At 63.5% G+C, this 21,061-nt stretch carries 23 protein-coding genes; 16 read left to right on the top strand and 7 right to left on the bottom strand.

Annotation, left to right across the window (positions count from 1 at the left end; translation table 11 throughout):
- Positions 1–17 precede the first annotated feature (17 nt).
- The 8 genes from trpE (at position 18) to G5V57_RS27385 (ending at position 7,719) form a co-directional block, all read left to right on the top strand.
- Positions 18–1,538 carry an anthranilate synthase component I gene (trpE, locus tag G5V57_RS27420; RefSeq protein WP_165171363.1) on the top strand — a complete coding sequence of 507 codons (1,521 nt, stop codon included), beginning with the start codon at positions 18–20 and terminating at the stop codon, positions 1,536–1,538.
- A gap of 262 nt (positions 1,539–1,800) precedes the next feature.
- Positions 1,801–2,376 (top strand): aminodeoxychorismate/anthranilate synthase component II, encoded by a 576-nt coding sequence (locus tag G5V57_RS27415; RefSeq protein ID WP_165171361.1) that lies wholly within the window; start codon positions 1,801–1,803, stop codon positions 2,374–2,376.
- On the top strand, positions 2,376–3,392 hold the full coding sequence (trpD, locus tag G5V57_RS27410) for an anthranilate phosphoribosyltransferase (protein WP_165171359.1): 1,017 nt from the start codon (positions 2,376–2,378) through the stop codon (positions 3,390–3,392). Before G5V57_RS27415 ends, trpD begins: the two co-directional genes overlap by 1 nt.
- A gap of 4 nt (positions 3,393–3,396) precedes the next feature.
- Positions 3,397–4,191, top strand: coding sequence for an indole-3-glycerol phosphate synthase TrpC (gene trpC / locus G5V57_RS27405; RefSeq protein WP_165171347.1), 795 nt, complete (start codon positions 3,397–3,399; stop codon positions 4,189–4,191).
- Positions 4,188–4,664 carry a cyclic pyranopterin monophosphate synthase MoaC gene (gene moaC / locus G5V57_RS27400; protein WP_165171345.1) on the top strand — a complete coding sequence of 159 codons (477 nt, stop codon included), beginning with the start codon at positions 4,188–4,190 and terminating at the stop codon, positions 4,662–4,664. Before trpC ends, moaC begins: the two co-directional genes overlap by 4 nt.
- Positions 4,665–4,668: 4 nt before the next feature.
- Positions 4,669–5,874, top strand: a complete 1,206-nt coding sequence (glp, locus tag G5V57_RS27395; protein ID WP_165171343.1) for a gephyrin-like molybdotransferase Glp — start codon at positions 4,669–4,671, stop codon at positions 5,872–5,874.
- Positions 5,875–5,988: 114 nt separating this feature from the next.
- A complete protein-coding gene (lexA, locus tag G5V57_RS27390; RefSeq protein ID WP_165171341.1) occupies positions 5,989–6,696 on the top strand; it encodes a transcriptional repressor LexA in 708 nt (235 codons plus the stop codon).
- Between the two features lie 150 nt (positions 6,697–6,846).
- The gene (locus G5V57_RS27385) at positions 6,847–7,719 is read left to right on the top strand and encodes a polysaccharide deacetylase family protein (protein ID WP_165171339.1); all 873 of its coding nucleotides are present in this window, start codon (positions 6,847–6,849) and stop codon (positions 7,717–7,719) included.
- A 64-nt stretch (positions 7,720–7,783) separates the two neighbouring features.
- Here the strand turns inward: G5V57_RS27385 and gatA are convergent, their stop codons facing one another.
- The 3 genes from gatA to G5V57_RS27370 all read right to left on the bottom strand — a co-directional run bounded on the left by gatA (position 7,784) and on the right by G5V57_RS27370 (position 10,314).
- Positions 7,784–9,250 (bottom strand): Asp-tRNA(Asn)/Glu-tRNA(Gln) amidotransferase subunit GatA, encoded by a 1,467-nt coding sequence (gatA, locus tag G5V57_RS27380; protein ID WP_165171330.1) that lies wholly within the window; start codon positions 9,248–9,250, stop codon positions 7,784–7,786.
- 6 nt (positions 9,251–9,256) lie between these two features.
- Complete coding sequence (gatC, locus tag G5V57_RS27375; RefSeq protein ID WP_165171328.1) at positions 9,257–9,544, bottom strand: Asp-tRNA(Asn)/Glu-tRNA(Gln) amidotransferase subunit GatC; 288 nt, start codon at positions 9,542–9,544, stop codon at positions 9,257–9,259.
- 80 nt (positions 9,545–9,624) lie between these two features.
- Positions 9,625–10,314 (bottom strand): GNAT family N-acetyltransferase, encoded by a 690-nt coding sequence (locus G5V57_RS27370; RefSeq protein WP_165171326.1) that lies wholly within the window; start codon positions 10,312–10,314, stop codon positions 9,625–9,627.
- A gap of 93 nt (positions 10,315–10,407) precedes the next feature.
- Here G5V57_RS27370 and G5V57_RS27365 point away from each other — a divergent pair, with 93 nt between their 5' ends.
- Genes G5V57_RS27365 through G5V57_RS27360 form a run of 3 tightly spaced genes read left to right on the top strand, consistent with a single transcriptional unit; the run spans position 10,408 to position 12,343 of the window.
- On the top strand, positions 10,408–11,628 hold the full coding sequence (locus tag G5V57_RS27365) for a GMC family oxidoreductase N-terminal domain-containing protein (RefSeq protein WP_206530107.1): 1,221 nt from the start codon (positions 10,408–10,410) through the stop codon (positions 11,626–11,628).
- Positions 11,535–11,957, top strand: a complete 423-nt coding sequence (locus tag G5V57_RS34005) for a GMC family oxidoreductase (protein ID WP_206530106.1) — start codon at positions 11,535–11,537, stop codon at positions 11,955–11,957. The genes G5V57_RS27365 and G5V57_RS34005 overlap by 94 nt, the downstream gene beginning before the upstream one ends.
- Positions 11,954–12,343 (top strand): hypothetical protein, encoded by a 390-nt coding sequence (locus tag G5V57_RS27360; RefSeq protein WP_165171324.1) that lies wholly within the window; start codon positions 11,954–11,956, stop codon positions 12,341–12,343. The genes G5V57_RS34005 and G5V57_RS27360 overlap by 4 nt, the downstream gene beginning before the upstream one ends.
- A 1-nt stretch (position 12,344) precedes the next feature.
- On the opposite strand, the gene G5V57_RS27355 is transcribed toward G5V57_RS27360, so the two are convergent.
- Positions 12,345–13,052, bottom strand: a complete 708-nt coding sequence (locus G5V57_RS27355; RefSeq protein WP_165171322.1) for a metal-dependent hydrolase — start codon at positions 13,050–13,052, stop codon at positions 12,345–12,347.
- A gap of 74 nt (positions 13,053–13,126) precedes the next feature.
- Here G5V57_RS27355 and ruvX point away from each other — a divergent pair, with 74 nt between their 5' ends.
- From ruvX to G5V57_RS27340, 3 genes are read left to right on the top strand one after another with little or no spacing between them, the layout of a single operon-like run.
- Complete coding sequence (ruvX, locus tag G5V57_RS27350) at positions 13,127–13,594, top strand: Holliday junction resolvase RuvX (RefSeq protein WP_165171320.1); 468 nt, start codon at positions 13,127–13,129, stop codon at positions 13,592–13,594.
- Entirely contained in the window at positions 13,591–14,526 is a 936-nt protein-coding gene (locus G5V57_RS27345) for an AEC family transporter (protein ID WP_165171318.1), read from the top strand. The genes ruvX and G5V57_RS27345 overlap by 4 nt, the downstream gene beginning before the upstream one ends.
- On the top strand, positions 14,523–15,455 hold the full coding sequence (locus G5V57_RS27340) for an AEC family transporter (RefSeq protein WP_165171316.1): 933 nt from the start codon (positions 14,523–14,525) through the stop codon (positions 15,453–15,455). Before G5V57_RS27345 ends, G5V57_RS27340 begins: the two co-directional genes overlap by 4 nt.
- Before the next feature lie 27 nt (positions 15,456–15,482).
- On the opposite strand, the gene G5V57_RS27335 is transcribed toward G5V57_RS27340, so the two are convergent.
- From G5V57_RS27335 to G5V57_RS27325, 3 genes are all read right to left on the bottom strand, one after another.
- Complete coding sequence (locus G5V57_RS27335) at positions 15,483–15,824, bottom strand: hypothetical protein (protein WP_165171314.1); 342 nt, start codon at positions 15,822–15,824, stop codon at positions 15,483–15,485.
- Positions 15,825–16,125: 301 nt separating this feature from the next.
- Positions 16,126–17,550, bottom strand: a complete 1,425-nt coding sequence (locus G5V57_RS27330) for an APC family permease (RefSeq protein ID WP_246737395.1) — start codon at positions 17,548–17,550, stop codon at positions 16,126–16,128.
- Between the two features lie 318 nt (positions 17,551–17,868).
- Complete coding sequence (locus G5V57_RS27325) at positions 17,869–18,585, bottom strand: gamma-glutamylcyclotransferase (protein WP_165171310.1); 717 nt, start codon at positions 18,583–18,585, stop codon at positions 17,869–17,871.
- Between the two features lie 174 nt (positions 18,586–18,759).
- Between G5V57_RS27325 and G5V57_RS27320 the strand changes: the two genes are divergently transcribed.
- Together G5V57_RS27320 and pyrC are read left to right on the top strand one after the other, a co-directional pair.
- Positions 18,760–19,722 (top strand): aspartate carbamoyltransferase catalytic subunit, encoded by a 963-nt coding sequence (locus tag G5V57_RS27320; RefSeq protein ID WP_165171308.1) that lies wholly within the window; start codon positions 18,760–18,762, stop codon positions 19,720–19,722.
- A complete protein-coding gene (gene pyrC, locus G5V57_RS27315; RefSeq protein ID WP_246737394.1) occupies positions 19,719–21,041 on the top strand; it encodes a dihydroorotase in 1,323 nt (440 codons plus the stop codon). Before G5V57_RS27320 ends, pyrC begins: the two co-directional genes overlap by 4 nt.
- Positions 21,042–21,061 lie beyond the last annotated feature (20 nt).

Genomic DNA, 21,061 nt, shown 5'->3' with positions numbered 1-21,061 from the left:
CATCTTGGTCTACTCCTATGAAAGTCTCACCCGATTTCGACGTATTCCGTCGCGTCTATGAGTCTGGCGAAGCCCAGATTCTCGCCACCCGCCTCGTCGCGGATCTCGAAACCCCCGTCTCGGCCATGCTCAAGCTCGCACGCAATGCGCGCTATTCGTTCCTGCTCGAATCGGTCGAAGGCGGCGCCGTGCGCGGGCGTTATTCCATCATCGGCATGCGCCCCGACGTCATCTGGAAGGTCGAGGGCCGCAAGACCCAGATCAACCGCCGGGCGCTGTTCAATCCGGATGGCCCCTTCGAAACGGTCGATCTCGATCCGCTGCCGGCGCTGCGCGCCCTCCTCCAGGAAAGCCGCATCAAGCTGCCGCCGGATGCGCCCCCCATGGCGGCCGGCGTCTTCGGCTATATGGGCTATGACATGGTGCGCCTGATGGAGGATCTCCCCGTCGCCAATCCGGATGTCCTCGGCCTTCCCGACAGCATGCTGATCCGGCCGACCATCATTGCCATATTCGATTCCGTGAAGGACGATGTGACGATGGTGACGCCGGTCTATCCGGAAGCGGATGTCAGCGCCAAGGCGGCCTATGCGCGGGCCGAGGAGCGTCTCGCTTATGTGGTCGAAGCGCTCGACCGGCCGCTCGATCATGGCATGATGGGTCGCGCCGATGTGCCGGCGATCGGCGACGCCCGTTCCAATACCACGCCCGAAAGCTATATGGGCATGGTGGACAAGGCTAAGGACTACATCGCCGCCGGCGACATCTTCCAGGTGGTGCTGTCGCAGCGCTTCGAGTCCGACTTCTCCTTGCCGCCCTTCGCACTCTATCGATCGCTCAGGCGCGTCAATCCCTCTCCCTTCCTCTATTATCTCGACTTCGACCGCTTCGCGATCATCGGCTCGTCGCCCGAGATCCTTGTCCGGGTGCGCGACGGCAAGGTCACCATAAGGCCGATCGCCGGCACCAGGCGGCGCGGCGAGACGCCCAGCGAGGACCGGGCGATGGCGGAAGAACTTCTGGCCGATCCTAAGGAACGCGCCGAGCATCTGATGCTGCTCGATCTCGGGCGCAATGATGTGGGCCGCGTCGCCGAAATCGGATCGATCAAGGTGACGGACCAGTTCATCCTCGAATATTACAGTCATGTGATGCATATCGTGTCCAATGTCGAAGGCCAGCTGGCCCGGAAGCATGACGCGATCGACGCGCTGGTGGCGGGTTTCCCGGCCGGCACCGTGTCGGGAGCGCCTAAAGTGCGCGCCATGCAGATCATCGATGAGCTCGAGGGAGAGAAGCGCGGCGCCTATGCCGGCTGTGCCGGCTATTTCTCGGCCGATGGCGACATGGACACCTGCATCATGCTGCGCACGGCGATCGTGAAAGACGGCAAGATGTATGTGCAGGCGGGCGCCGGCATCGTCGCCGACAGCGTACCGGAATCCGAGCATGCCGAATGCGTGAACAAGGCCAAGGCGCTGTTCCGCGCCGCCGATGACGCGGTCCGCTTCGCCGGCCGCGCCGGGAGGGGACAATGATGAAATCTGGTCCCCACGAGCGATCGGTCTGCACGTTCCCCCTTCTCCCGCTTGCGGGAGAAGGTGCCCGAAGGGCGGATGAGGGTGTTCTCCCCGCTTGGGAAGATCACCCAGATGGCCCGCGCTGCACTATTCTTCACGCAGCGAACACGCTGAACCAACACCCTCATCCGGCCTGTCGGCCACCTTCTCCCGCAAGCGGAAGAAGGGAAACGTCTGGCGCTGTATTCACAATGCGAGCGCAGGAGAGGAGGCATCACTCATGATCATCCTCATCGACAATTACGACAGCTTCACCTGGAACCTCTATCACTTCCTCGGCGATCTCGGCGCCGAGACGGTGGTGCACCGCAACGACAAGATCAGCGTCGGTCAGGTCCTTTCGGCCAGGCCCAAGGCGATCGTGCTGTCGCCGGGTCCCTGCACCCCCAATGAGGCCGGCATCTGCCTCGACCTCATCGCCAAGGCACAGGACCAGGTGCCGATCCTCGGCGTCTGCCTCGGCCATCAGGCGATCGGCCAGGCCTTCGGGGGCAAGGTGATCCGGGCACCGAAGCTGATGCACGGCAAGATGTCGGGCATACGCCATCAGGCCAAGGGCATCTTCGCCACGGTGCCGGATGGCTTCGCGGCGACGCGCTATCATTCGCTCATCGTCGAGCGCGACAGCCTGCCCGCCAGCCTCGAAGTCACCGCCGAGACCGAGGACGGCATCATCATGGGCCTCCAGCACAAGACCAAGCCGATCCACGGGGTGCAGTTCCACCCGGAGAGCATTGCCTCCGAGCATGGTCACACCCTATTGAAGAACTTCCTCGAACAAGCGGGGGCCGTGTGATGCCGACAGACCTCAAACCCCTCATCGCCAAGGCCGCCAATGGCCAGGCGCTGACGCGTGAGGAGGCCCGCGCGGCCTTCGACGTGCTGATGTCGGGCGACGCGACGCCGTCGCAGATCGGCGGCTTCCTGATGGCGCTCAGGGTACGCGGCGAAACGGTGGACGAGATTACCGGCGCCGTCGAGATCATGCGCGAGAAGATGACGCCGGTTGTGGCGCCAGGCGATGCCATCGATATCGTGGGGACCGGCGGCGATGCATCGGGCTCCTACAACATCTCGACCTGCGCGGCCTTCGTCACCGCCGGCGCCGGGCTCAAGATCGCCAAGCACGGCAACCGGGCGCTGTCGTCCAGGTCGGGCTCGGCCGATGTGCTGATGGCGCTCGGCATCAAGATCGACCTCACGCCGGCTCAGATCAGCCACTGCATCGACGAGGCCGGCTGCGGCTTCATGTTCGCGCCGGCGCATCACGTCTCGATGAAGCATGTCGGACCGTCCCGGGTCGAGCTCGGTACGCGGACGATATTCAACCTGCTGGGTCCCCTATCCAATCCGGCGGGCGTCAAGCGCCAGGTCACCGGTGTCTTTGCCAGAGCCTGGGTCGAGCCCCTCGCCCATGTGCTCAACAATCTGGGCTCGGAGCGCGCCTGGATCTGCCATGGCGAAGGCGGCTTCGACGAGATCGTGCCGTCGGGAACCACCTGGATCGCCGAACTTAAGGACGGCAAGGTCACTTCGACCGAGATCACGCCGGAAGACGTCGGCATCGCCCGCTCTTCCGCCGCCGATCTCAAAGGCGGTGACGCGGCCCAGAATGCCGAAGCGCTCAGAGGCGTATTGGAAGGCCAGAAGAACGCCTTTCGCGACGCGGCCGTCATGACGGCCGCCGCCGCGCTGCTCGTTGCCGGCAAAGCGAAGGATTTGAAGGACGGCGTGGCGCAGGCGCAAAAGTCCATCGATAGCGGCGGTGCCGGAAGCGTCCTGGAGAAGCTCGTCAAGGTATCGAACGGGTAGAGTGATGGCCACCATTCTCGACAAGATCGCCGCTTACAAGCGCGAAGAGGTCGCCAAGGCAAGAGCCGAGGTCGGCGAGCGCGAGCTCGACGTGATGGCGCTCGACGCGCCGCCGGTGCGCGGCTTCGCGGCGGCGCTCGAGGCGAAGATTGCGCAAGGCCAGTGGGCGCTCATCGCCGAAATCAAGAAGGCCAGTCCGTCCAAGGGACTGATCCGGCCCGACTTCAATCCGCCACAGCTGGCGATGGCCTATGAGGATGGCGGGGCCGCCTGCCTCTCCGTGCTCACCGACGCGCCCTCCTTCCAGGGCGCGCCGGAATATTTGGGCGCGGCGCGCGCGGTCACGCAGCTTCCCGCCTTGCGCAAGGATTTCATGCTCGATCCCTATCAGGTTGCGGAAGCACGCGCCTGGGGCGCGGACTGCATCCTCCTCATCCTGGCGATGATCGACGATGCGCTCGCCTGTGAGCTCGAGGCGGCCGCCTTCGACTGGGGCATGGATGTGCTGGCGGAAGTCCATGACGAGAAGGAGCTCGAGCGTGCGCTGAAGCTTTCGACGAAGCTCATCGGCATCAACAACCGCAGCCTCCACACTTTCGAGACGACGCTGGCGACGACCGAGCGCCTGGCGCCCATGGTGCCGAAGGACCGGCTGATCGTCGGCGAAAGCGGACTCTTCGCGCCCGGCGATCTCGACCGGCTCTCGCGGGCCGGCGTCAATGCCTTCCTCATCGGCGAGAGCCTGATGCGGCAGGAGGATGTCGCCGAAGCAACCCGTGCTATCCTGAAGCGGACATGAGCAAGCTCACCCATCTCGACGACAAGGGCCACGCCCGCATGGTCGACGTCTCGGCCAAGGACGTGACGACGCGCCTCGCCACCGCGCGCGGCCGCATCGCCATGAATGCCGAGACATTGGCGATGATCACCGAAGGCCGCACCAAGAAGGGCGATGTGCTGGCGGCGGCGCGCATCGCCGGCATCATGGCGGCCAAGAAGACCCACGAGCTCATCCCGCTCTGCCATCCGCTGCTGATTTCGGGCGTCACGGTCGATTTCACGCCCGACGCCAAGGCTTCGGCCATCGAGGTCGAGGCCACCGTCAAGGTCGAGGGCAAGACCGGGGTCGAGATGGAGGCGCTCACCGCCGTGTCGGTCGCCTGCCTCACCATCTACGACATGTGCAAATCGGCCGACCGCGCCATGCGCATCGGCGATATCCGCCTCATCGAGAAGTCCGGCGGCAAGTCCGGCCATTTCACCGGAGACTGACAAAATGGCGCTCATGCCGGTCGGCGAGGCCAAGGACCGCATCCTGAAAGGCGCCAGGGCGCTGTCGCGCGAGACTGTCCGGTTGCATGAATGCGCCGGCCGGGTGCTCGCCGCCGATATCAAGGCCAGGCGCGACCAGCCCCCCTTCCCGGCTTCCGCTATGGACGGCTATGCGGTGCGCTTTGCCGATGTCACCGCCGTTCCTGCCCGGCTCGCGGTGATCGGCGCCGCCCCGGCCGGTCACGGCTTCGCGGGCACGGTCAAGTCCGGCCAGGCGGTGCGGATTTTCACTGGGGCGCCGGTGCCCAAGGGCGCCGACACGGTGGTCATCCAGGAGAGTACCGAAGCCGCAAATGACCATGTCGACATCACCGTGGCCGCCAAATTCGAGGGCCAGCATATAAGGCGCAAGGGCCTAGACTTTGCCAGGGGCCAGGACGTGCTCCGCAGAGGGACCCTTCTCGGGGCCCGCGAGATCGGACTGGCCGCAGCAATGAACTGGCCCGAGCTTCCGGTCACGAAGCGGCCGAGGGTCGCAATTTTCACGACCGGCGATGAACTGGTTTCCCCCGGCAACATGCCCAGGGCCGACCAGATCGTTTCCTCGAACAGCTTCGCTCTCGTGGCCTTTGTTCGCCGCTATGGCGGCGATGCGATCGACCTGGGCATCGTCCCGGACAATATCAAAGCCATTTCCAGGGCCGTCCGGAAGGCGGCCGGCGCAGATATCCTTCTGACGACCGGTGGCGCCTCGGTCGGGGATCACGACCTTGTACAGGCTGCCCTCAAGGCAGAGGGAATAGAGCTCGATTTCTGGAAAATCGCGCTCCGGCCCGGGAAACCGCTCATGTTCGCCCGCAAGGGCCGGCAACGGATTCTGGGCCTGCCGGGCAATCCCGTCTCAGCGTTCGTCTGCGCGCGGATTTTCCTCAAACCGCTGCTTCTCACCCTGCTCGGTCTTCCGCCGACCGACGACATCGTCAAGGCCCGGCTTGGATGCGATCTGCCGGCCAATGATCTGAGACAGGATTATCTTCGCGCCCGGGTCGCGCGCCGCAGCGATGGCGCTTACGAAGCCACCCCCCTGGCGGTTCAGGACTCGTCGATGCAGCGCGCCCTCACCGAGGCGCAGGGCCTCATCGTCCGGCCGCCTTTCGCCCCGGCCGCGTCCTCAGGCGACCTTATCGACCTGTTGCCGCTCGATTTTTGAACGACCGACCAGTTTCAGCTTGCCGAACCAAACGGGAACGCTTATTCTCGTTTTGTATTTGTTCCGATTCTTGCTGATCGACTTCCCCGGAACGTTCTTTGAACAGGTCACGCCATGCTGACACGCAAACAACTGGAACTTCTCCTTTTCATCAACGAGCGGCTTAAGGAAGACGGCGTGTCCCCCTCTTTCGAGGAGATGAAGGAAGCGCTGAACCTGCAGTCCAAATCCGGCATCCACCGGCTGATCCTCGCGCTCGAGGAGCGCGGCTTTCTCCGCCGCATGCCCAACCGGGCGCGGGCGCTCGAAGTCATGAAACTGCCGGACGCCCACAGCCCCAGCCTCTTGACAGCCAAACGGCCGGGCTTCAGTCCCAATGTCATCGAAGGCAATCTCGGCAAGGTGAAGCCGATCCCGCATGCCGGCAGTGGCGCGCCGCGGGCGGCCATTGTGCCGGTGATGGGCCGGATCGCCGCCGGCGTCCCCATCTCGGCCATCCAGGATCACTCGCACAATATCACCGTGCCTCCCGAAATGCTGGGCTCGGGCGAGCACTTCGCGCTCGAGGTCAAGGGCGACTCGATGATCAATGCCGGCATCTTCGACGGTGACACGGTGCTCATCCGCAAGGGCGACAGCGCCACCAATGGCGACATCGTCGTGGCGCTCGTCGACAATGAGGAAGCGACGCTGAAGCGGATCCGCAAGAAGGGCGATTCGATTGCGCTCGAAGCCGCCAATCCGGCTTACGAGACGCGTATCTTCGGCCCCGATCGCGTGAATGTGCAGGGCCGCCTCGTCGGACTCATCCGCAAATATTGATCTCTGTCCATTCTGGGCGGACGTGACAAGCCGGGCGCAATCCGCCCGGCTCTTTTTTGTCCAACGGCATGGGCATGCGCCGAGACCGCTTGAATCCGATTATTACTTAGAGGAATGTTTATTCCCGGTCACCGAGAAGCGGAGACGTGCATGAAGATGGCCTTCACGCTTGATGACCTGCCCCTCTGGCCTATGTCCTATCCCCCGCCGGGCTATTCTGCCGCCGGAATAGTCGAGGACATCAAGGCGGCGCTCGACCGTCACAAGATCAAAGGCGTATATGCCTTCGCCAACTCATGGTCCCTCATCAAGCACCCGGAATTCAGCGCGATTATGGATGGCTGGGTTGCCGACGGCCATCACGTCGCGAACCATACGCACAGTCACATCGAACTGAACGACGTCTCCGCTGAAACCTATATGGAGGACATCGATTTGGGAGAACGCTGCCTGATGCCATGGCTGGCAACGGCGCCGAAACGCTATTTCCGGCACCCACTATGTTACTGGGGTGACACAGAGGAAAAGCGCGATACGCTGCGCAACTTTCTCGCCGCGCAGAACTACGAGACGGCAGAGGTCACGAGCTGGCTTTACGAGTGGCGCTGGAACCGGGCCTATCTCAACTGCCGCGAGCAGGGCTATCATGAGGGAACGGCTCTTGTCCGGCGGACATTTCTGGAGTTTTCGCTGGCGCAGCTGCGCTATGACAATCTGAGCGCGCGCCGGTGGTTTGGACGGGAAATCACAGGCATCACGCTCGGACACACCTTGCCGTTTTTCGCCGATATCGCCGATGAGCTGTTCGGTCAGTTGATCAACGAGGGCGTGGAGTTTGTGCCGCTCGAGGAGGCAATGGCCGATCCGGCCTATGCAGCTGTGGCGAGCGTGCCGTCCGGCAAGTTCCTGGTCTATCAGCAGAAGCTGGCGGAAGCCGCGGGAAGACCCATCGCGATGATCGAGCCCGATTATCTCGCGCTATTCGAGACGATCACGCATATGGGGGCCGGCCGGAGCGGATAGCGTCGCATCAAACCTCATGCCGGCTGGGGGATCGAATGCCTCTCATCCCCCGCAGCGGATGAGGTCACCACCATTTCGGCGCTTCGAACTTTCCGGCCGCTTCCTCGATGGCATGGCCGACCTGGAACAACGTCTTTTCGTCGAAGGGCTTGCCGATGAGCTGCAGCCCCATGGGAAGTCCCTGCTCCGACAGGCCGCCCGGCACCGAGATGCCCGGCAAGCCCGCCATGTTCACCGTCACGGTGAAGATATCATTCAGATACATCTGCACCGGATCGGTGATCTCGCCGGGCGCGAAGGCCGGGCTCGGCGTCGCCGGGGTGAGCACCACGTCCACCTTGTCCCAGGCTTTGTCGAAGTCCTGCTTGATCAAGGTACGGACTTTCTGGGCGCGCACATAATAGGCATCGTAGTAGCCGGCCGAGAGCACATAGGTGCCGATCATCACGCGGCGCTGCACTTCGCGGCCGAAGCCCTTGGCGCGGGTATTCTCATACATCGACAGGATGTCGTCGCCCGGCACGCGCAGGCCATAGCGCACGCCGTCATAGCGGGCGAGATTGGACGAGGCTTCCGCCGGCGCCACGATGTAATAGGCCGGCAGTGCGTATTTGGTGTGCGGCAACGAGATCTCGACGATCTCGGCGCCCTGCTCTTTCAGCCACCTGGCGCCTCTGTCCCACAAAGCATCAATCTCGGCCGGCGTGCCGTCGACGCGGTATTCCTTCGGGATGCCGACACGCAGTCCCTTGATCGGCTTGCCGATGACGGCCTCGTAATCCGGAACCGGATGGTCGACCGACGTCGTGTCCTTGGCATCGACGCTCGCCATGGACTTGAGCAGGATCGCCGCGTCGCGCACATCGCGTGCGATGGGTCCCGCCTGGTCGAGCGACGAGGCGAAAGCAACGACGCCCCAGCGCGAGCAGCGGCCATAGGTCGGCTTGATGCCGACGGTGCCGGTGAAAGCGGCGGGCTGACGGATCGAGCCGCCGGTATCGGTGGCGGTGGCGCCGGCGCAGATATGCGCGGCAACCGCCGAAGCGGAGCCGCCGGACGATCCGCCCGGCACCAGAGCCGCATTGGAATTCTTGCGGCGCCAGGGGTTGATCACATTGCCGTAGTAGCTCGTCTCGTTCGACGAGCCCATGGCGAACTCGTCCATGTTCAGCTTGCCCAGCATCACGGCGCCGTCGCGCCACAGATTGGTGGTGACGGTCGATTCATAAGTCGGCTTGAAGCCGTCGAGCACATGGCTCGCCGCCTGGGTATGGACGCCTTTGGTGGCGAAGAGATCCTTGATGCCGAGCGGTATGCCTTCGAGGGTCCCCGCCTCACCCTTGGCGATCCGGGCGTCGGAAGCAGCCGCCATGGCGCGCGCCTGATCCGGCGTTTCGACGACATAGGCGTTGAGGACGCGCGCCTTGGCCATCGCGTCGAGATACGCATCGGTCAATTCGCGCGCCGAGAAGGACTTCTTCTTCAGGCCGTCACGGGCGGCGGAAATGGTCAGGGAGGTAAGATTGGTCATCGAGAATTATTCCACCACTTTCGGAACCATGAAGAACTCGTCTTCGGCCGCGGGGGCATTTTGCGTCACTTGCTTGGCATAATGGCCGTCGGTCACCACGTCCTGGCGCTTTTTCATCTTCATGGCGACGACGGAGGTCAAAGGCTCGACGCCCGCGACGTCAACCTCGTTCAGCTGTTCGATCCAATGCAGGATCGAATTGAGCTCGCCTTCGAGGCGCGGCACATCCTCCTCGCTCACCTTGATGCGCGCCAGATGCGCGATACGCCGCACGGTTTTCTGATCGACCGACATGTTTCAACTCTTCTGGAAAACAGGGGCGCTCAATAACACCCGCTCACCCGACCTGCAACCCGGGGCCGGCTAGGGCCTTCTCAGCCGCCTAGCGGGCTCTTCTGCCGCCCTTGCGCATCGAAATTCTCATCATGGAGCCAGGCTTGGAATCTGGCCGCCATGGCCGGCCACTCCTTGTCGATCATCGCATACCAGGCCGTGTCGCGGTTGCGGCCCTTGACGATCAGATGCTGGCGGAAAATGCCCTCATAGGTGAAGCCGAAGCGCTCGGCCGCCTTGCGGGACGGCGCATTCATGGAATGACATTTCCATTCGAGACGGCGTACGCCCAGATCGTCGAAACAGTGACGCATCATGAGGAAAATGGCTTCCGTCGCCTCGCGGGTGCGCTGCAAGGCGGGCGCCATCCAGATATGGCCGATCTCGATCACGCCATTCGCCTTATCGAGCCGCATGAAAGCGCCCATGCCGGCGGCCTTGCCGGTGTCACGGCGAATGAAGGCGTAGAACCATGGGTCGCGGCTCTCCTCCTGCTTCGCGAGCCAGGCCTCGAAGGTCGCGAAATCGGCGAACGGCCCATATCCCATATAGGTCCAGATGGCCCCGTCCGGATCGCTCGTGGCGAAGGATTCGTAGAGGTCTCGGCCATGTAGGGCGGCGACGACCGGCTCGAGCCTAGTCCAGCGGCCGAACAGCGGGCGCTGATCGGGGGCCAGTCCCGGTGGCACGGGATCAACAACAGGGCCGACAGGTCGTTTGCGGTCTGACATGGCCCCAAGCTTATGTCCGGGTTTGCGCTCACACGCAATTCCCGCTTATCTTCTATGGTAATGACAAGAAAACGCCTGGATCCCGTCGACGTCGTGATCATCGGTTCTGGCTGCGGCGGGGCGGCATTCGCCTGGCAGCTCAAGCGCCGGTCCCCGCATCTCAAGATCGTCTGTCTCGAGCGCGGCGGTTGGCCCGATCCGCTCCGGATGCCGGCCAAGACCATGCGCTGGCAGCGCGCAATCATGGAGGACTGGGCCTCCAATCCCAATCTGCGCCTCAGAGCGGGCGGCTATCGTGGCTCCAACGACTATCCCGTCGATGAGGAAAACTCCGTATTCAAGCCGCTGATGTGGAACGGCGTCGGCGGCTCGACGGTCGCCTGGGCGGCGCATTTTCCACGCCTCCACCCCTCCGATTTCCGCGTCCGCAGCCTCGACGGCGTGGCCGACGACTGGCCCTTCGACTATTTCGATCTCGAGCCCTGGTACGATCTCAATGACGAGATCATGGGCGTGGCAGGCCTCGATGGCGATCCGGCCTATCCACCGAAGAGCCGGCGTGCCATGCCGCCTCTCTCTTTCGGGACCGTGGCCAATCGCGCGGCGCGCGCCTTCAGCGATCTCGGCTGGCACTGGTGGCCGGTCGACGCGGCGATCAACTCCATCCCGCATGACGGGCGCGATGCCTGCAACCATTGCGGGCCATGCCTCATCGGCTGCATTCCCAAGGCCAAGGCCTCGGTCGATCTCACCTATTGGCCGAAGGCGATCCAGCTCGGCGTCGAGCTCAGAACCATCGCGATGGCCCGGCAGATCGAGATCGAGGCGGGCCGCGCCACCGGCGTCGTCTATGCCGACCGCGCCGATGAGGAGCATTTCCTGCCCGCGCAAGCCGTCGTCATGGCCGGCAATGGCATCGGCACCGCACGGCTGCTCCTCGCTTCGGGTGTGGAGAGTCCGGCGCTCGGCCGCAATCTCATGTTTCATCCCGCCGCCTATGTGCGCGGCATCTTCAAGGATCGCCTCGACGGGCCTGTCGGCCCGGTCGGCTGCTCCATCTATTCGCATGAATTCTACGAGACCGACCGCGCCCGCGGCTTCGAGCGTGGCGTTCATTTGCAGCTGTCACGCGAGAACGCGCCCCTCGTCCAGGCCTCCCGGCTGTCCCCCTTTGGGGTCCTGAGCCGCAGGCTCAGTTGCGCGAGGAATTCCTCCATACGATGCCGATCCTGGTGCTCGCCGAGGATCTCCCGGAAGCGCATAACCGCGTCAGCCTCACCGGCACGATGGAGCGCGACGGATTACCAGGCGTGAAGATCGACTACCGGATCTCGGAGCGCGCCCAGAAGAGCCTCGATTTTGGTCTTGCCCGCGCCGAGGAAGTGCTGATGGCTGCCGGCGCCTATCGTACCGTGCGCGTCTCGCCCGCCCCCCTGACCGGCTGGCACCTGCTCGGCACGGCGCGCATGGGCGAAGATAAGCGGACTTCCGTCACCGATGCGCGCGGCCGCTGCCATGCCGTGCCCAATATCCTTGTCGCCGATGGCAGCCTGTTTCCAACGGTCGGCGCCGCCAATCCCGCCTCCACCATCGGCGCCGTGGCGCTCAAGCTCGCTGATGAATTCGCCGAGGATATCGCATGACGTCGGCGCAGTTGCGACAGCTCGCCAATCTCCTTCTGCCCGGCGACGAAGCGGGCCTGCCGCAAGGCTCGCTCGTTCCCGACGTCATGCTGGCGCTGGCGGAATCGTCATCGCCGATCAAGGCACTCGTCGGCAGTCATCCGGATTTCGCCGATGCGAAAAAGCGCACCGCGGTTCTGAGCAGCCTGGAGCAGAGCCACCCGCAGGACTTCCGCGATCTCGTCCTGTCGCTCATCAAGCCCTATTATGAATCGGGTCCGGTGCTCGAGGCCATGGGCTGGCGCAGTGCGCCGCCCCAGCCCACAGGCCATGCCATTGCGCCCATGGATGCGGAACTCAGCCAGGCGCTGGCCCGTGTCGCTGCCCGCAAACGGATGTGGCGGTGAATTAGAGTGTCACCGTGTCGCCGGATTTCATGACTTTGACGGTCCGGGCCTTGGGTCCCATCGCCTTGACGAAGGGCTTCGCATCGGGGATGAGGAAGCCCTCGAAAGTGGCGAAGTGGCAAGGGATAACCGTCTTGAACTTGAAGAACTTGCGGCAGGCATAGGCCGCCTGATCCGGGCCCATGGTGAAGCGGTCACCGATGCAGACGATACCGATCTCGGGCTTGTAGAGCTCGTGGACGAGCTGCATGTCATAGGTGAGGCCGGTATCGCCCGACACATAGAGGCGGCGCCCCTTCTCCTTCTTGGGCAGGATGACGAAGCCGGATGGGTTGCCGAGATAGATGGGCATGCCGTTCTCGACATGCGAGGAGGAATGCCAGGCATTGGTGAAGACGACATCGAAATCGTCGAAGGCGATGCGGCCGCCGTGATTGCCGGGGGAATAGTTGGCGACACCCTTGGCGGCAAAATACATCGCGACCTCGAAATTGGCGACAAGCGTGGCGCCGGTCGTCTTGCAGATATCAAGCGTATCGCCCGTATGATCGTCATGGCCATGAGTCAGGAGCACGTGGGTGGCACCTGCGGCGGCGGCCTTGGCATCGCCCGTGAACAACGGATTGCGGGTGAGGAAAGGGTCGAGCATGATGACCGCCTTGCCGGTCTCGATGCGAAAGGCCGAATGGCCGAAATAGGTGATCTTCATCCGCATTATCTCCTGTGATCCCGTGCCTTTATCCTCCTTTTGCGCATAAACGCCAAGTCGCGTAAGACGTCCCGATGATTATCGACTCTTTCGCCGACGCCATCTCCGGGCTGGCCCCCAACGTGCCAGTGCTCGGCCTCGATCTCGGCTCCAAGACGATCGGCGTCGCCGTCAGCGACATCACCCGCCGGATCGCCTCGCCGATCGCTACCATCGCGCGCAAGAAATTCACCGAGGACGCCCGCCTTCTCCTCGCCATCGCCGAGGAGCGGAAGGCCGGACTCGTCGTGCTCGGCCTGCCGCTCAACATGGATGGCAGCGAAGGTCCACGGGTGCAATCGACCCGCGCCTTCGCGCGCAACCTCGAAAAGCTGACCCCGATAGCCATCACCTATTGGGACGAGCGGCTCTCCACCGCCGCTGTCGAGCGCATGCTGATCGGCGCCGATACCAGCCGGGCGAGGCGCGCTGAAGTCATCGACAAGCTCGCCGCCGTCTATATCCTGCAATCCGCCCTCGATACGCTCAAGACCACCGGATGACGGCCGCCTTTGAAAGCCTGCTGCCGGTCTTCCTGCTTCTCGGCCTCGGCTATGTGCTGCGCTGGCGCGAGATCGTCCCTCTCGATCTGTGGCGTGGCATCGAGCTCCTGGGCTATTGGGTGTTCTTCCCGGCCCTCCTGGCGCAGACACTGATCTCGTCCGATATCCAGACCCTGCCGCTCGCCGGCATCACCTTCACCATGCTGGCGAGCTTCGCCACCATGGCGGGTGGCCTGTTGCTCCTGCGCGGTCCCATCCTTGCCGGCCTCGGCATCACGGCGCCCGCCTTCAGCTCGCTTTTTCAGAACACGACGCGCTGGAATGGCTTCATCGCCCTTCCCATCCTCGCCAAGCTCCATGGCGAGCTCGGTGTCGCATTGGTCGCGGTGGTGCTCGCCGTGCTGGTGCCGGTCGCCAACTTTGCCGCCGTCTATGTCGTGGCCCAGAATGCCGGCACCCAGCCGATGCCCCTGCGCCAGCTCCTCTATGTGATTTTCCGCAATCCGTTCATCTGGGCGACCACGCTCGGACTTCTGATCAATCTTTCCGGAATCCCCATCTATGCGCCGGTGCTGAGTACGCTGACCATGCTCGGCGGCGCCGCCATCGCCTGCGGTCTGCTGATGGTGGGGGCCGGCCTCAGGGTCGAGGAAATCAGGCGCCCCTCGCCCACAGTGTGGCTCGGCACCTTGCTCAAGCTCCTCGGCATGCCGCTCGTCGTCACGCTGTGGAGTTTCGTTTTTGGCATCGATGGCGTCGCCTTCCTCGCCTGCCTCGTCTGCGCCGCCGTTCCCACAGCCATGAGCGCCTATGTGCTCGCCCGCCAGATGGGCGGCGACGCCCCGCTTGTGGCGACGACGGTGACGCTGCAGACTGCGCTCTCCTTCATCACCATCCCGCTCCTCATCTGGCTGGCCCAGAATCTCAAATGACCGACGCCTTTATCGTTCTCCTGCCCGTCTTCATCGTCATCGTGATCGGCGCCGTGCTGAGGCGCACCAATCTCATGGGCGATGCGCATTGGGCGGGCGTCGACCATGTGTGCTATTTCGTCCTTTTCCCGGCGATCATCTTCAAGGAGATCGCCGCGGCCGACTTCTCCCGGATACCGGTCTGGCACATGGCGGCGTCGATGGTGCTGGCGCTCATGACGATGTTCGCCCTGCTTCTGGTTCTCAGGAAATCCCTCTCCGCCGCGCTCGGCATCAATGGCGCGCAGTTCTCCGCCCTGTTCCAGGGCGCCACGCGCTGGCACACCTTCATCGCCTTCGCCATCGTGCCCTTGTTCTTCGGCGACGGCGCGCTGGCTCTGGCGGCGGTGAGTGCCGCCACCATGACGCCGCTTCTCAATGTCGTCTGTGTGATTGTCCTGTCGGTCTATGCCAGTAATGGCGGCGAGAGCCCTTCGGCGGGCAGGCTGGCGTTTGTCGTCCTGCGCAACCCGTTCTTCCTGTCCTCCATGGGCGGCGTGCTGTTCCAGCTCTCCGGCCTGTCGCTGCCCGCCCTTGGCGTCCAGGTGCTCGACATGATCGGGCGCGGTGCGCTCGGCCTGGCGCTGCTCACCGTCGGCGCCGGGCTGCGTTTCGGCGAGGCAGCGTCGGCAAAAATGACGGTAGCACTTGCCACCGCGCTCAAGCTGCTGTTGATGCCGGTGCTGATGGCCGTTGCGCTGAAACTGTTCGGCGTCACCGGAACGCCCGCCGCCGTGGCTGTGCTGTGCTCGGCGGTGCCGACAGGCTCCGGCGCCTATGTGCTCGCCCGCCAGATGGGCGGCGACGCGCCGCTCGTCGCCAACATACTCACCTTCCAGGTAATCTGCGCCGCGGTGAGCATTCCGCTGGTGCTCGCCTTCCTGGCATGAGAGGGCCTAACGGTCATATCGGGCAGATCAATAATAGTCCCGGTAGTCGTCGATCACCCGTGCGCTGATGATGCGCCCCGAGCGCGCGCTGACCCTCACACTCCATAGCCGATCTCGCCTGACCGCTTCGTAGCGATAGATTTCGCCGCCGCATTTCATCGGACGAACACTCCAGAAGCCGTCGTCTCGCACGATCCGCCGGCCTTCGCCGCAGGAGATGTAATAATCGTCATCGCCATCGTCCGGATAGACCGGCACCCATCCGCCCCCGATCGTGACACCGATCCTGGTACCCGCATTGGCCGGTTCAGGCACGGACACGAAACACGCCAGCAACAGCGCGCCACCGATAACGAAACCCCTCAGCATATTACAACTCCACCAGGCATCCACGTGTCGTTCCCTCGAAACGCTCGGCAATAATTCTGGCGCGGCATTCGGGGCGAATTTGTGGTGTGAAGTACACGCACTCAGACCAAGCGCGGATATGGCTTACAATCGGTTAACGCCGCCTGCTGGCAATCCCGGCTAAAGCACCGGCCCGAGAAGCTTGTGGTCGGGCTTGACCCGACCATGCGAAGCGGTTCTCGGGTGGGCCGATGCGCAAAATCAAAGAGATAGAGCGCCGAGGTGATTCCATGAGAACGCCCGGCGCTCTAATTTGAGTTCCTCAGTTCACCGGACCTGAGCCGCCGGACGTTTCCATGGTCGGCTCAGCCGGCTTCTGGCCCATGGCGCGGTTGACCAGCAGATTGACCACCCAGAGCACGACGCCGATGCCGATCAGGATGCCGGCGATCTTGTACTGCACCGGATCACGCCCGGTCCACGGGCCGGCGAGGAATGCGCAGCATATGGCGCCGAAAATGGGCAGTATAGTCGGGCTGCGGAAATGGCTGTGCTCCACGGGGTCGCGGCGCAGCACCAGCACCGCGATATTCACGATGGTGAAGACGCACAGCAAAAGTAGCGCCGTCGTGCCGCCGAGCGCCGGAACCTCGCCCACGAAGGTGATGAGCGCGAAGGCGAGCAGCGTCGTGAAGGCGATGGCGATATAGGGCGTGCGGCGGCTGGCATGCACCTTGCCCAATACAGGCGGCAGGACATGTTCACGGCTCATGCCATAGACCAGCCGGCTCGCCATCAGCATGTTGATGAGCGCGCTGTTGGCCACCGCGAACATGGTGATGAAACCGAAGATCCATAGCGGGAAATCAGGCGCGCCCGCCTGGACGACCTGAAGCAGTGGCGTCTCCCCCTCGCCCAGTTGCTCAGGCGCCACCAGGGTCACCGCCGAGATCGACACCAGCACATAAATGACGCCGGTGATCAGCAGGCCGGCGAGCAGCACCTTGGGGAAAATGCGCTGCGGCTCCTTGCATTCCTCGGCCATGTTGACGGAATCTTCGAAACCCACCATGGCGAAGAAGGCGAGCGTGGTGGCCGCAATGACCGACCAAAAGGCGCCCCGGTCGGCGGCCGTGGCGAACTGAGTGATCCGCGAGACGTCGCCATTGCCGAGGCCGATGGCCCACAGGCCGATAAGGATGATGATCAGGAGACCGGTCAGCTCGACGCAGGTCAGGACCACATTGGCCTTCACGCTCTCGCCCACACCCCGGAAATTGACGATCGCCACGACACCCATGAAGAGAAGGCCGATCAATGTGATGCCGAATGTACCGGCAAGCCCCAGGTCGAAGGCGTTCGACATGTTGGCCGCGAAGGCACGCGACGCCGTCGAGGCCGAGGTGATGCCGGAACACATGACCGCGAAGGCGACGATGAAGGTGATGAAGTGGATGCCGAAGGCCTTGTGGGTATAGAGCGCCGCGCCCGCCGCGCGCGGATATTTGGTGACGAGCTCGAGATAGCTGAAGGCGGTGATCAGCGCGACGATGAAGGCCACCAGGAAGGGCAGCCAGACCACACCGCCCACCTGCTTGGCGACTTGGCCGGTCAGCGCATAAATGCCGGTGCCGAGAATGTCTCCGACGATGAACAGCAACAGAAGCCATGGCCCCATCACGCGATGCAGGCTCGGTTCGACGGTGACGGTGTTGGGCGTGCTGGCACGGGCGGCAAGATCGGTCATGACCATCTCCATCCAGGCGTGAAGCTGTCGTGACAGATTATGGGCGCCGGAGCGCAAGTCAACCTGTCGGCGACGAGATCAACCCGTGATCATGTCTCAATATGGGATTGTTTCGCGCCCGCGTCACGCTAGTGTGCTGAACGCGAAGTTCCTGATTTCAGGAGGCTCGCACTGACAGGAACTTCGCGTTCAAAAGCACACTAGAATCATTAGGCTTTCTAGTGTCCTTCCGAATCCGAAGTTCGCTCGGAAGGTCCCGCTGGCTCGTGGCGAACTTCGGATTCGGGACACTAGTTGGCAAACTGTCCGGTCGTCCATTCACAGTCGACCCTGTCCCGCCATTCCCGCGCTTTTCTGAGATCGTGTTGTCGCCTCGATCCGGTCGGAGACCAGTTCCTGCAAGCGCCACAATTGCCTGTCGCGAATCCCCAATTCCTCGAGATGGCGGACGGTGCTGCACAGATAATCCGCCATGGTTCCGACGGGACCGGCGGCCGTCGCGAGCGTATCCGCAACCGTTTCAAGCGAGAGTCCACCGATATAGCGCTCCCCGTGCCGATTGATGACGAAGGCCAGCGCGCGGAACTTATCCGTCGTCGTCTCGATCGTCAGCCAGCGTGGCAGATGTGCCCTCGACGACGTCCTGATCTCGCGACGGAGCAATTTCCTCAGATTCGCTTCGATCGCATCGGGTGGCAGCCGATAGGCCACCCCCCGGCACTGACCGCCGCGATCGAGTGACAGCATGAGACCCGGACGCGCCTCACATCCCCTGAACCACCTGTCCCAGCCGAGGCAAAAAGACCGCCGCCAGCCACGGACCGTGGCGGACCGGCTTTCAACGGTGTCGCAGGCAGGATTCCAGATCAAAGATCCAAAGGCGAACAGCCAGACGTCATGCCGCGACGGAGCGCTCTCCAGGATTTCACGCAGGACCTCGTCATATTCGGCGTCCGACACTGGCGCGCCAGGTAGCGCCGGCGCTTCCCCGACATAAGGGGGGACCTGGGCAACAAGGCCCGGTGTCAGACGCAAGGATCGTGCTTTTTGAGCCATCCAGGGTCATTTTCTTCGGTGTGGGCCACGCAGGCAAGCCCGGGTGCCCCGACGTCCATCGCGCCTGAATCGCCCGCGCCGCTCATAAACTTTCCCACAGGCCCGCATTGGCGCTTGCCGGGGCGAGGAATCGTCCCTAGACAGTGGCCTTCGATGACCCAAGCGCGCAATCCCAAACGCCTCATCGAAGGCCAGCATCTGCTGGGTATCGAAGCTCTTTCAGCTCAGGAAATCGTAACGCTCCTCGATCTCGGCGAGCGTTATGTCGAGGTGAGCCGGCAAATCGACAAGCGCCAGGCGGTGCTGTCGGGGCGCACCCAGATCAACCTGTTCTTCGAGGCCTCGACCCGTACACAGAGCTCCTTCGAGCTCGCCGGCAAGCGGCTCGGCGCCGATGTGCTCAACATGGCAGTGTCGACCTCCGCCCTATCCAAGGGCGAAACGGTGCTCGACACCGCGATGACGCTCAACGCCATGCATCCCGACATACTGGTGGTGCGCCATCCCTCCTCGGGTGCCGCGGAGCTACTCGCGCAGAAAGTCTCCTGCGCCGTCATCAATGCCGGCGACGGCCAGCATGAACACCCGACCCAGGCGCTGCTCGACGCCCTCACCATCCGCCGCCGCAAGGGCCGCATCGAGGGCCTGATCGTGGCGATCTGCGGCGACGTGCTGCATTCGCGCGTGGCACGCTCGAATATCCACCTTCTCAACAAGCTCGGCGCCCGGGTACGCGTTGTGGCGCCTTCGACGCTGCTGCCGACGGCGGCGCATCATTTCGGCGTCGAGGTCCATCGCAATATGCGTGATGGTATCGAAGGCGCCGATGTGGTGATGATGCTGAGGCTCCAGCTCGAGCGCATGAGCGGCGCCTTCGTGCCGTCGGTGCGCGAATATTACCGCTTCTACGGGCTCGACGAGGAGAAGCTTAGATTCGCCAAGCCCGACGCGCTGGTGATGCATCCGGGTCCGATGAATCGCGGCATCGAGATCGACTCCAATGTCGCCGACGGTGTGCAGTCGGTGATCCGCGAACAAGTGGAAATGGGGGTCGCGGTGCGCATGGCCGTGCTCGACGCGCTCGCCCGCAATCTGCCGGGAGGCGGCAACGCATGATGGCACCATCGGCAAAACATTCGGCGGGGCGCAAGGCCTATCTCAACGCCCGTCTCATCGACCCGGCGCAAGGCCTTGATGAAAAAGGCGGATTGCTGATCGAAGACGGCTGGATCCTGGCCGCGGGGCCGAAGGTGACGGCACAGTCCGCCGGCGCCGGCACCACGACATTCGACTGCAAGGGCAGAATCCTCGTGCCCGGTCTCATCGACATGCGCGTCTTCACCGGCGAGCCCGGCAACGAATATCGCGAGACGCTGGCCACCGCCTCGGAGGCGGCCGCGGCCGGCGGCATCACCACCATGATCGTGATGCCCAACACCAATCCCGTCATCGACGATGCGGCAATCGTCGATTTCATCCTGCGGCGGGCGCGCGATACCGCGATCGTGCGCGTCGCTCCGATGGCCGCCCTTACCAAGGGGCTCGGCGGCGAGCTCATGACCGAGATCGGCACGCTGCAGGAGGCGGGCGCCGTCGCCGTCACCGACGGCAACAAATCGGTCGCCAATGCGCGTCTGTTCCGCCGCGCCCTGGCCTATGCCAAGGACTTCGACATGCTGGTGGTGCAGCATGCCGAGGAGCCTACCCTCGCCACCGGCGTCATGAATGCCAGCGAGACGGCGAGCCGGCTTGGGCTATCGGGCACGCTCGCGGTCTCGGAAGTGATCATGATCGAGCGCGATCTGCGCCTCGTTGAAGCGACAGGCGCCCGCTATCACGTTTCGCAGGTCTCCTGCCGCATGTCGGTCGAGGTCATCCGCGCAGCCAAGGCCCGTGGCCTCCCCGTCACGTGCGGTGTCTCGGTCAATCACCTCGTCCTCAACGAGAACGATATCGGCGCCTATCGCACCTTCTTCAAATTATCGCCGCCCTTGCGCGCGGAGGACGACCGGCGCGCGCTGGTCGAAGGCGTCCTTGACGGCACGATCGACGTCATCGTGTCGAGCCATGATCCGCAGAGCGCCGACACCAAACGGCTGCCTTTTGCCGAAGCCGAGTTCGGCGCCATCGGCCTCGAGACTCTGTTCTCGGCGAGCCTCAGCGTGCATCACAATGACGGCGTCCCACTCACCCGGCTCATCGACGCGCTCTCCACCAAGCCCGCACAGATATTGGGTCTGGAGGCGGGACGCCTGGCGCCGGGTGCGCCGGCCGATTTCACCCTCGCCGATATTCAACAAAGCTGGACGGTGGAGGATCACGTCCTGCGCTCGCGCTCGAAGAATTCGCCTTTCGAGCACCGCACGCTGGAAGGCCGCGTACTCGAAACGGTCGTTGCGGGACGTACCGTCTATGCGTACGATCCCGCCGGATAAGCGGGACTCGACACCCTTCG

It is taken from the genome of Nordella sp. HKS 07, assembly GCF_011046735.1.
Taxonomy (GTDB): Bacteria; Pseudomonadota; Alphaproteobacteria; order Rhizobiales; family Aestuariivirgaceae; genus Taklimakanibacter.
Note: the sequence above shows the minus strand (reverse complement) of the source record. Positions and strands in the feature narration are given on the sequence as shown.

Excerpts from the sequence above, each read along its gene's own strand:
- trpE (WP_165171363.1), top strand. The coding sequence starts at position 18 with ATGAAAGTCTCACCCGATTTCGACGTATTCCGTCGCGTCTATGAGTCT.
- G5V57_RS27415 (WP_165171361.1), top strand. The coding sequence starts at position 1,801 with ATGATCATCCTCATCGACAATTACGACAGCTTCACCTGGAACCTCTAT.
- trpD (WP_165171359.1), top strand. The coding sequence starts at position 2,376 with ATGCCGACAGACCTCAAACCCCTCATCGCCAAGGCCGCCAATGGCCAG.
- trpC (WP_165171347.1), top strand. The coding sequence starts at position 3,397 with ATGGCCACCATTCTCGACAAGATCGCCGCTTACAAGCGCGAAGAGGTC.
- moaC (WP_165171345.1), top strand. The coding sequence starts at position 4,188 with ATGAGCAAGCTCACCCATCTCGACGACAAGGGCCACGCCCGCATGGTC.
- glp (WP_165171343.1), top strand. The coding sequence starts at position 4,669 with ATGGCGCTCATGCCGGTCGGCGAGGCCAAGGACCGCATCCTGAAAGGC.
- lexA (WP_165171341.1), top strand. The coding sequence starts at position 5,989 with ATGCTGACACGCAAACAACTGGAACTTCTCCTTTTCATCAACGAGCGG.
- G5V57_RS27385 (WP_165171339.1), top strand. The coding sequence starts at position 6,847 with ATGAAGATGGCCTTCACGCTTGATGACCTGCCCCTCTGGCCTATGTCC.
- gatA (WP_165171330.1), bottom strand. The coding sequence starts at position 9,250 with ATGACCAATCTTACCTCCCTGACCATTTCCGCCGCCCGTGACGGCCTG.
- gatC (WP_165171328.1), bottom strand. The coding sequence starts at position 9,544 with ATGTCGGTCGATCAGAAAACCGTGCGGCGTATCGCGCATCTGGCGCGC.
- G5V57_RS27370 (WP_165171326.1), bottom strand. The coding sequence starts at position 10,314 with ATGTCAGACCGCAAACGACCTGTCGGCCCTGTTGTTGATCCCGTGCCA.
- G5V57_RS34005 (WP_206530106.1), top strand. The coding sequence starts at position 11,535 with ATGCCGATCCTGGTGCTCGCCGAGGATCTCCCGGAAGCGCATAACCGC.
- G5V57_RS27360 (WP_165171324.1), top strand. The coding sequence starts at position 11,954 with ATGACGTCGGCGCAGTTGCGACAGCTCGCCAATCTCCTTCTGCCCGGC.
- G5V57_RS27355 (WP_165171322.1), bottom strand. The coding sequence starts at position 13,052 with ATGAAGATCACCTATTTCGGCCATTCGGCCTTTCGCATCGAGACCGGC.
- ruvX (WP_165171320.1), top strand. The coding sequence starts at position 13,127 with ATGATTATCGACTCTTTCGCCGACGCCATCTCCGGGCTGGCCCCCAAC.
- G5V57_RS27345 (WP_165171318.1), top strand. The coding sequence starts at position 13,591 with ATGACGGCCGCCTTTGAAAGCCTGCTGCCGGTCTTCCTGCTTCTCGGC.
- G5V57_RS27340 (WP_165171316.1), top strand. The coding sequence starts at position 14,523 with ATGACCGACGCCTTTATCGTTCTCCTGCCCGTCTTCATCGTCATCGTG.
- G5V57_RS27335 (WP_165171314.1), bottom strand. The coding sequence starts at position 15,824 with ATGCTGAGGGGTTTCGTTATCGGTGGCGCGCTGTTGCTGGCGTGTTTC.
- G5V57_RS27330 (WP_246737395.1), bottom strand. The coding sequence starts at position 17,550 with ATGACCGATCTTGCCGCCCGTGCCAGCACGCCCAACACCGTCACCGTC.
- G5V57_RS27320 (WP_165171308.1), top strand. The coding sequence starts at position 18,760 with ATGACCCAAGCGCGCAATCCCAAACGCCTCATCGAAGGCCAGCATCTG.
- pyrC (WP_246737394.1), top strand. The coding sequence starts at position 19,719 with ATGATGGCACCATCGGCAAAACATTCGGCGGGGCGCAAGGCCTATCTC.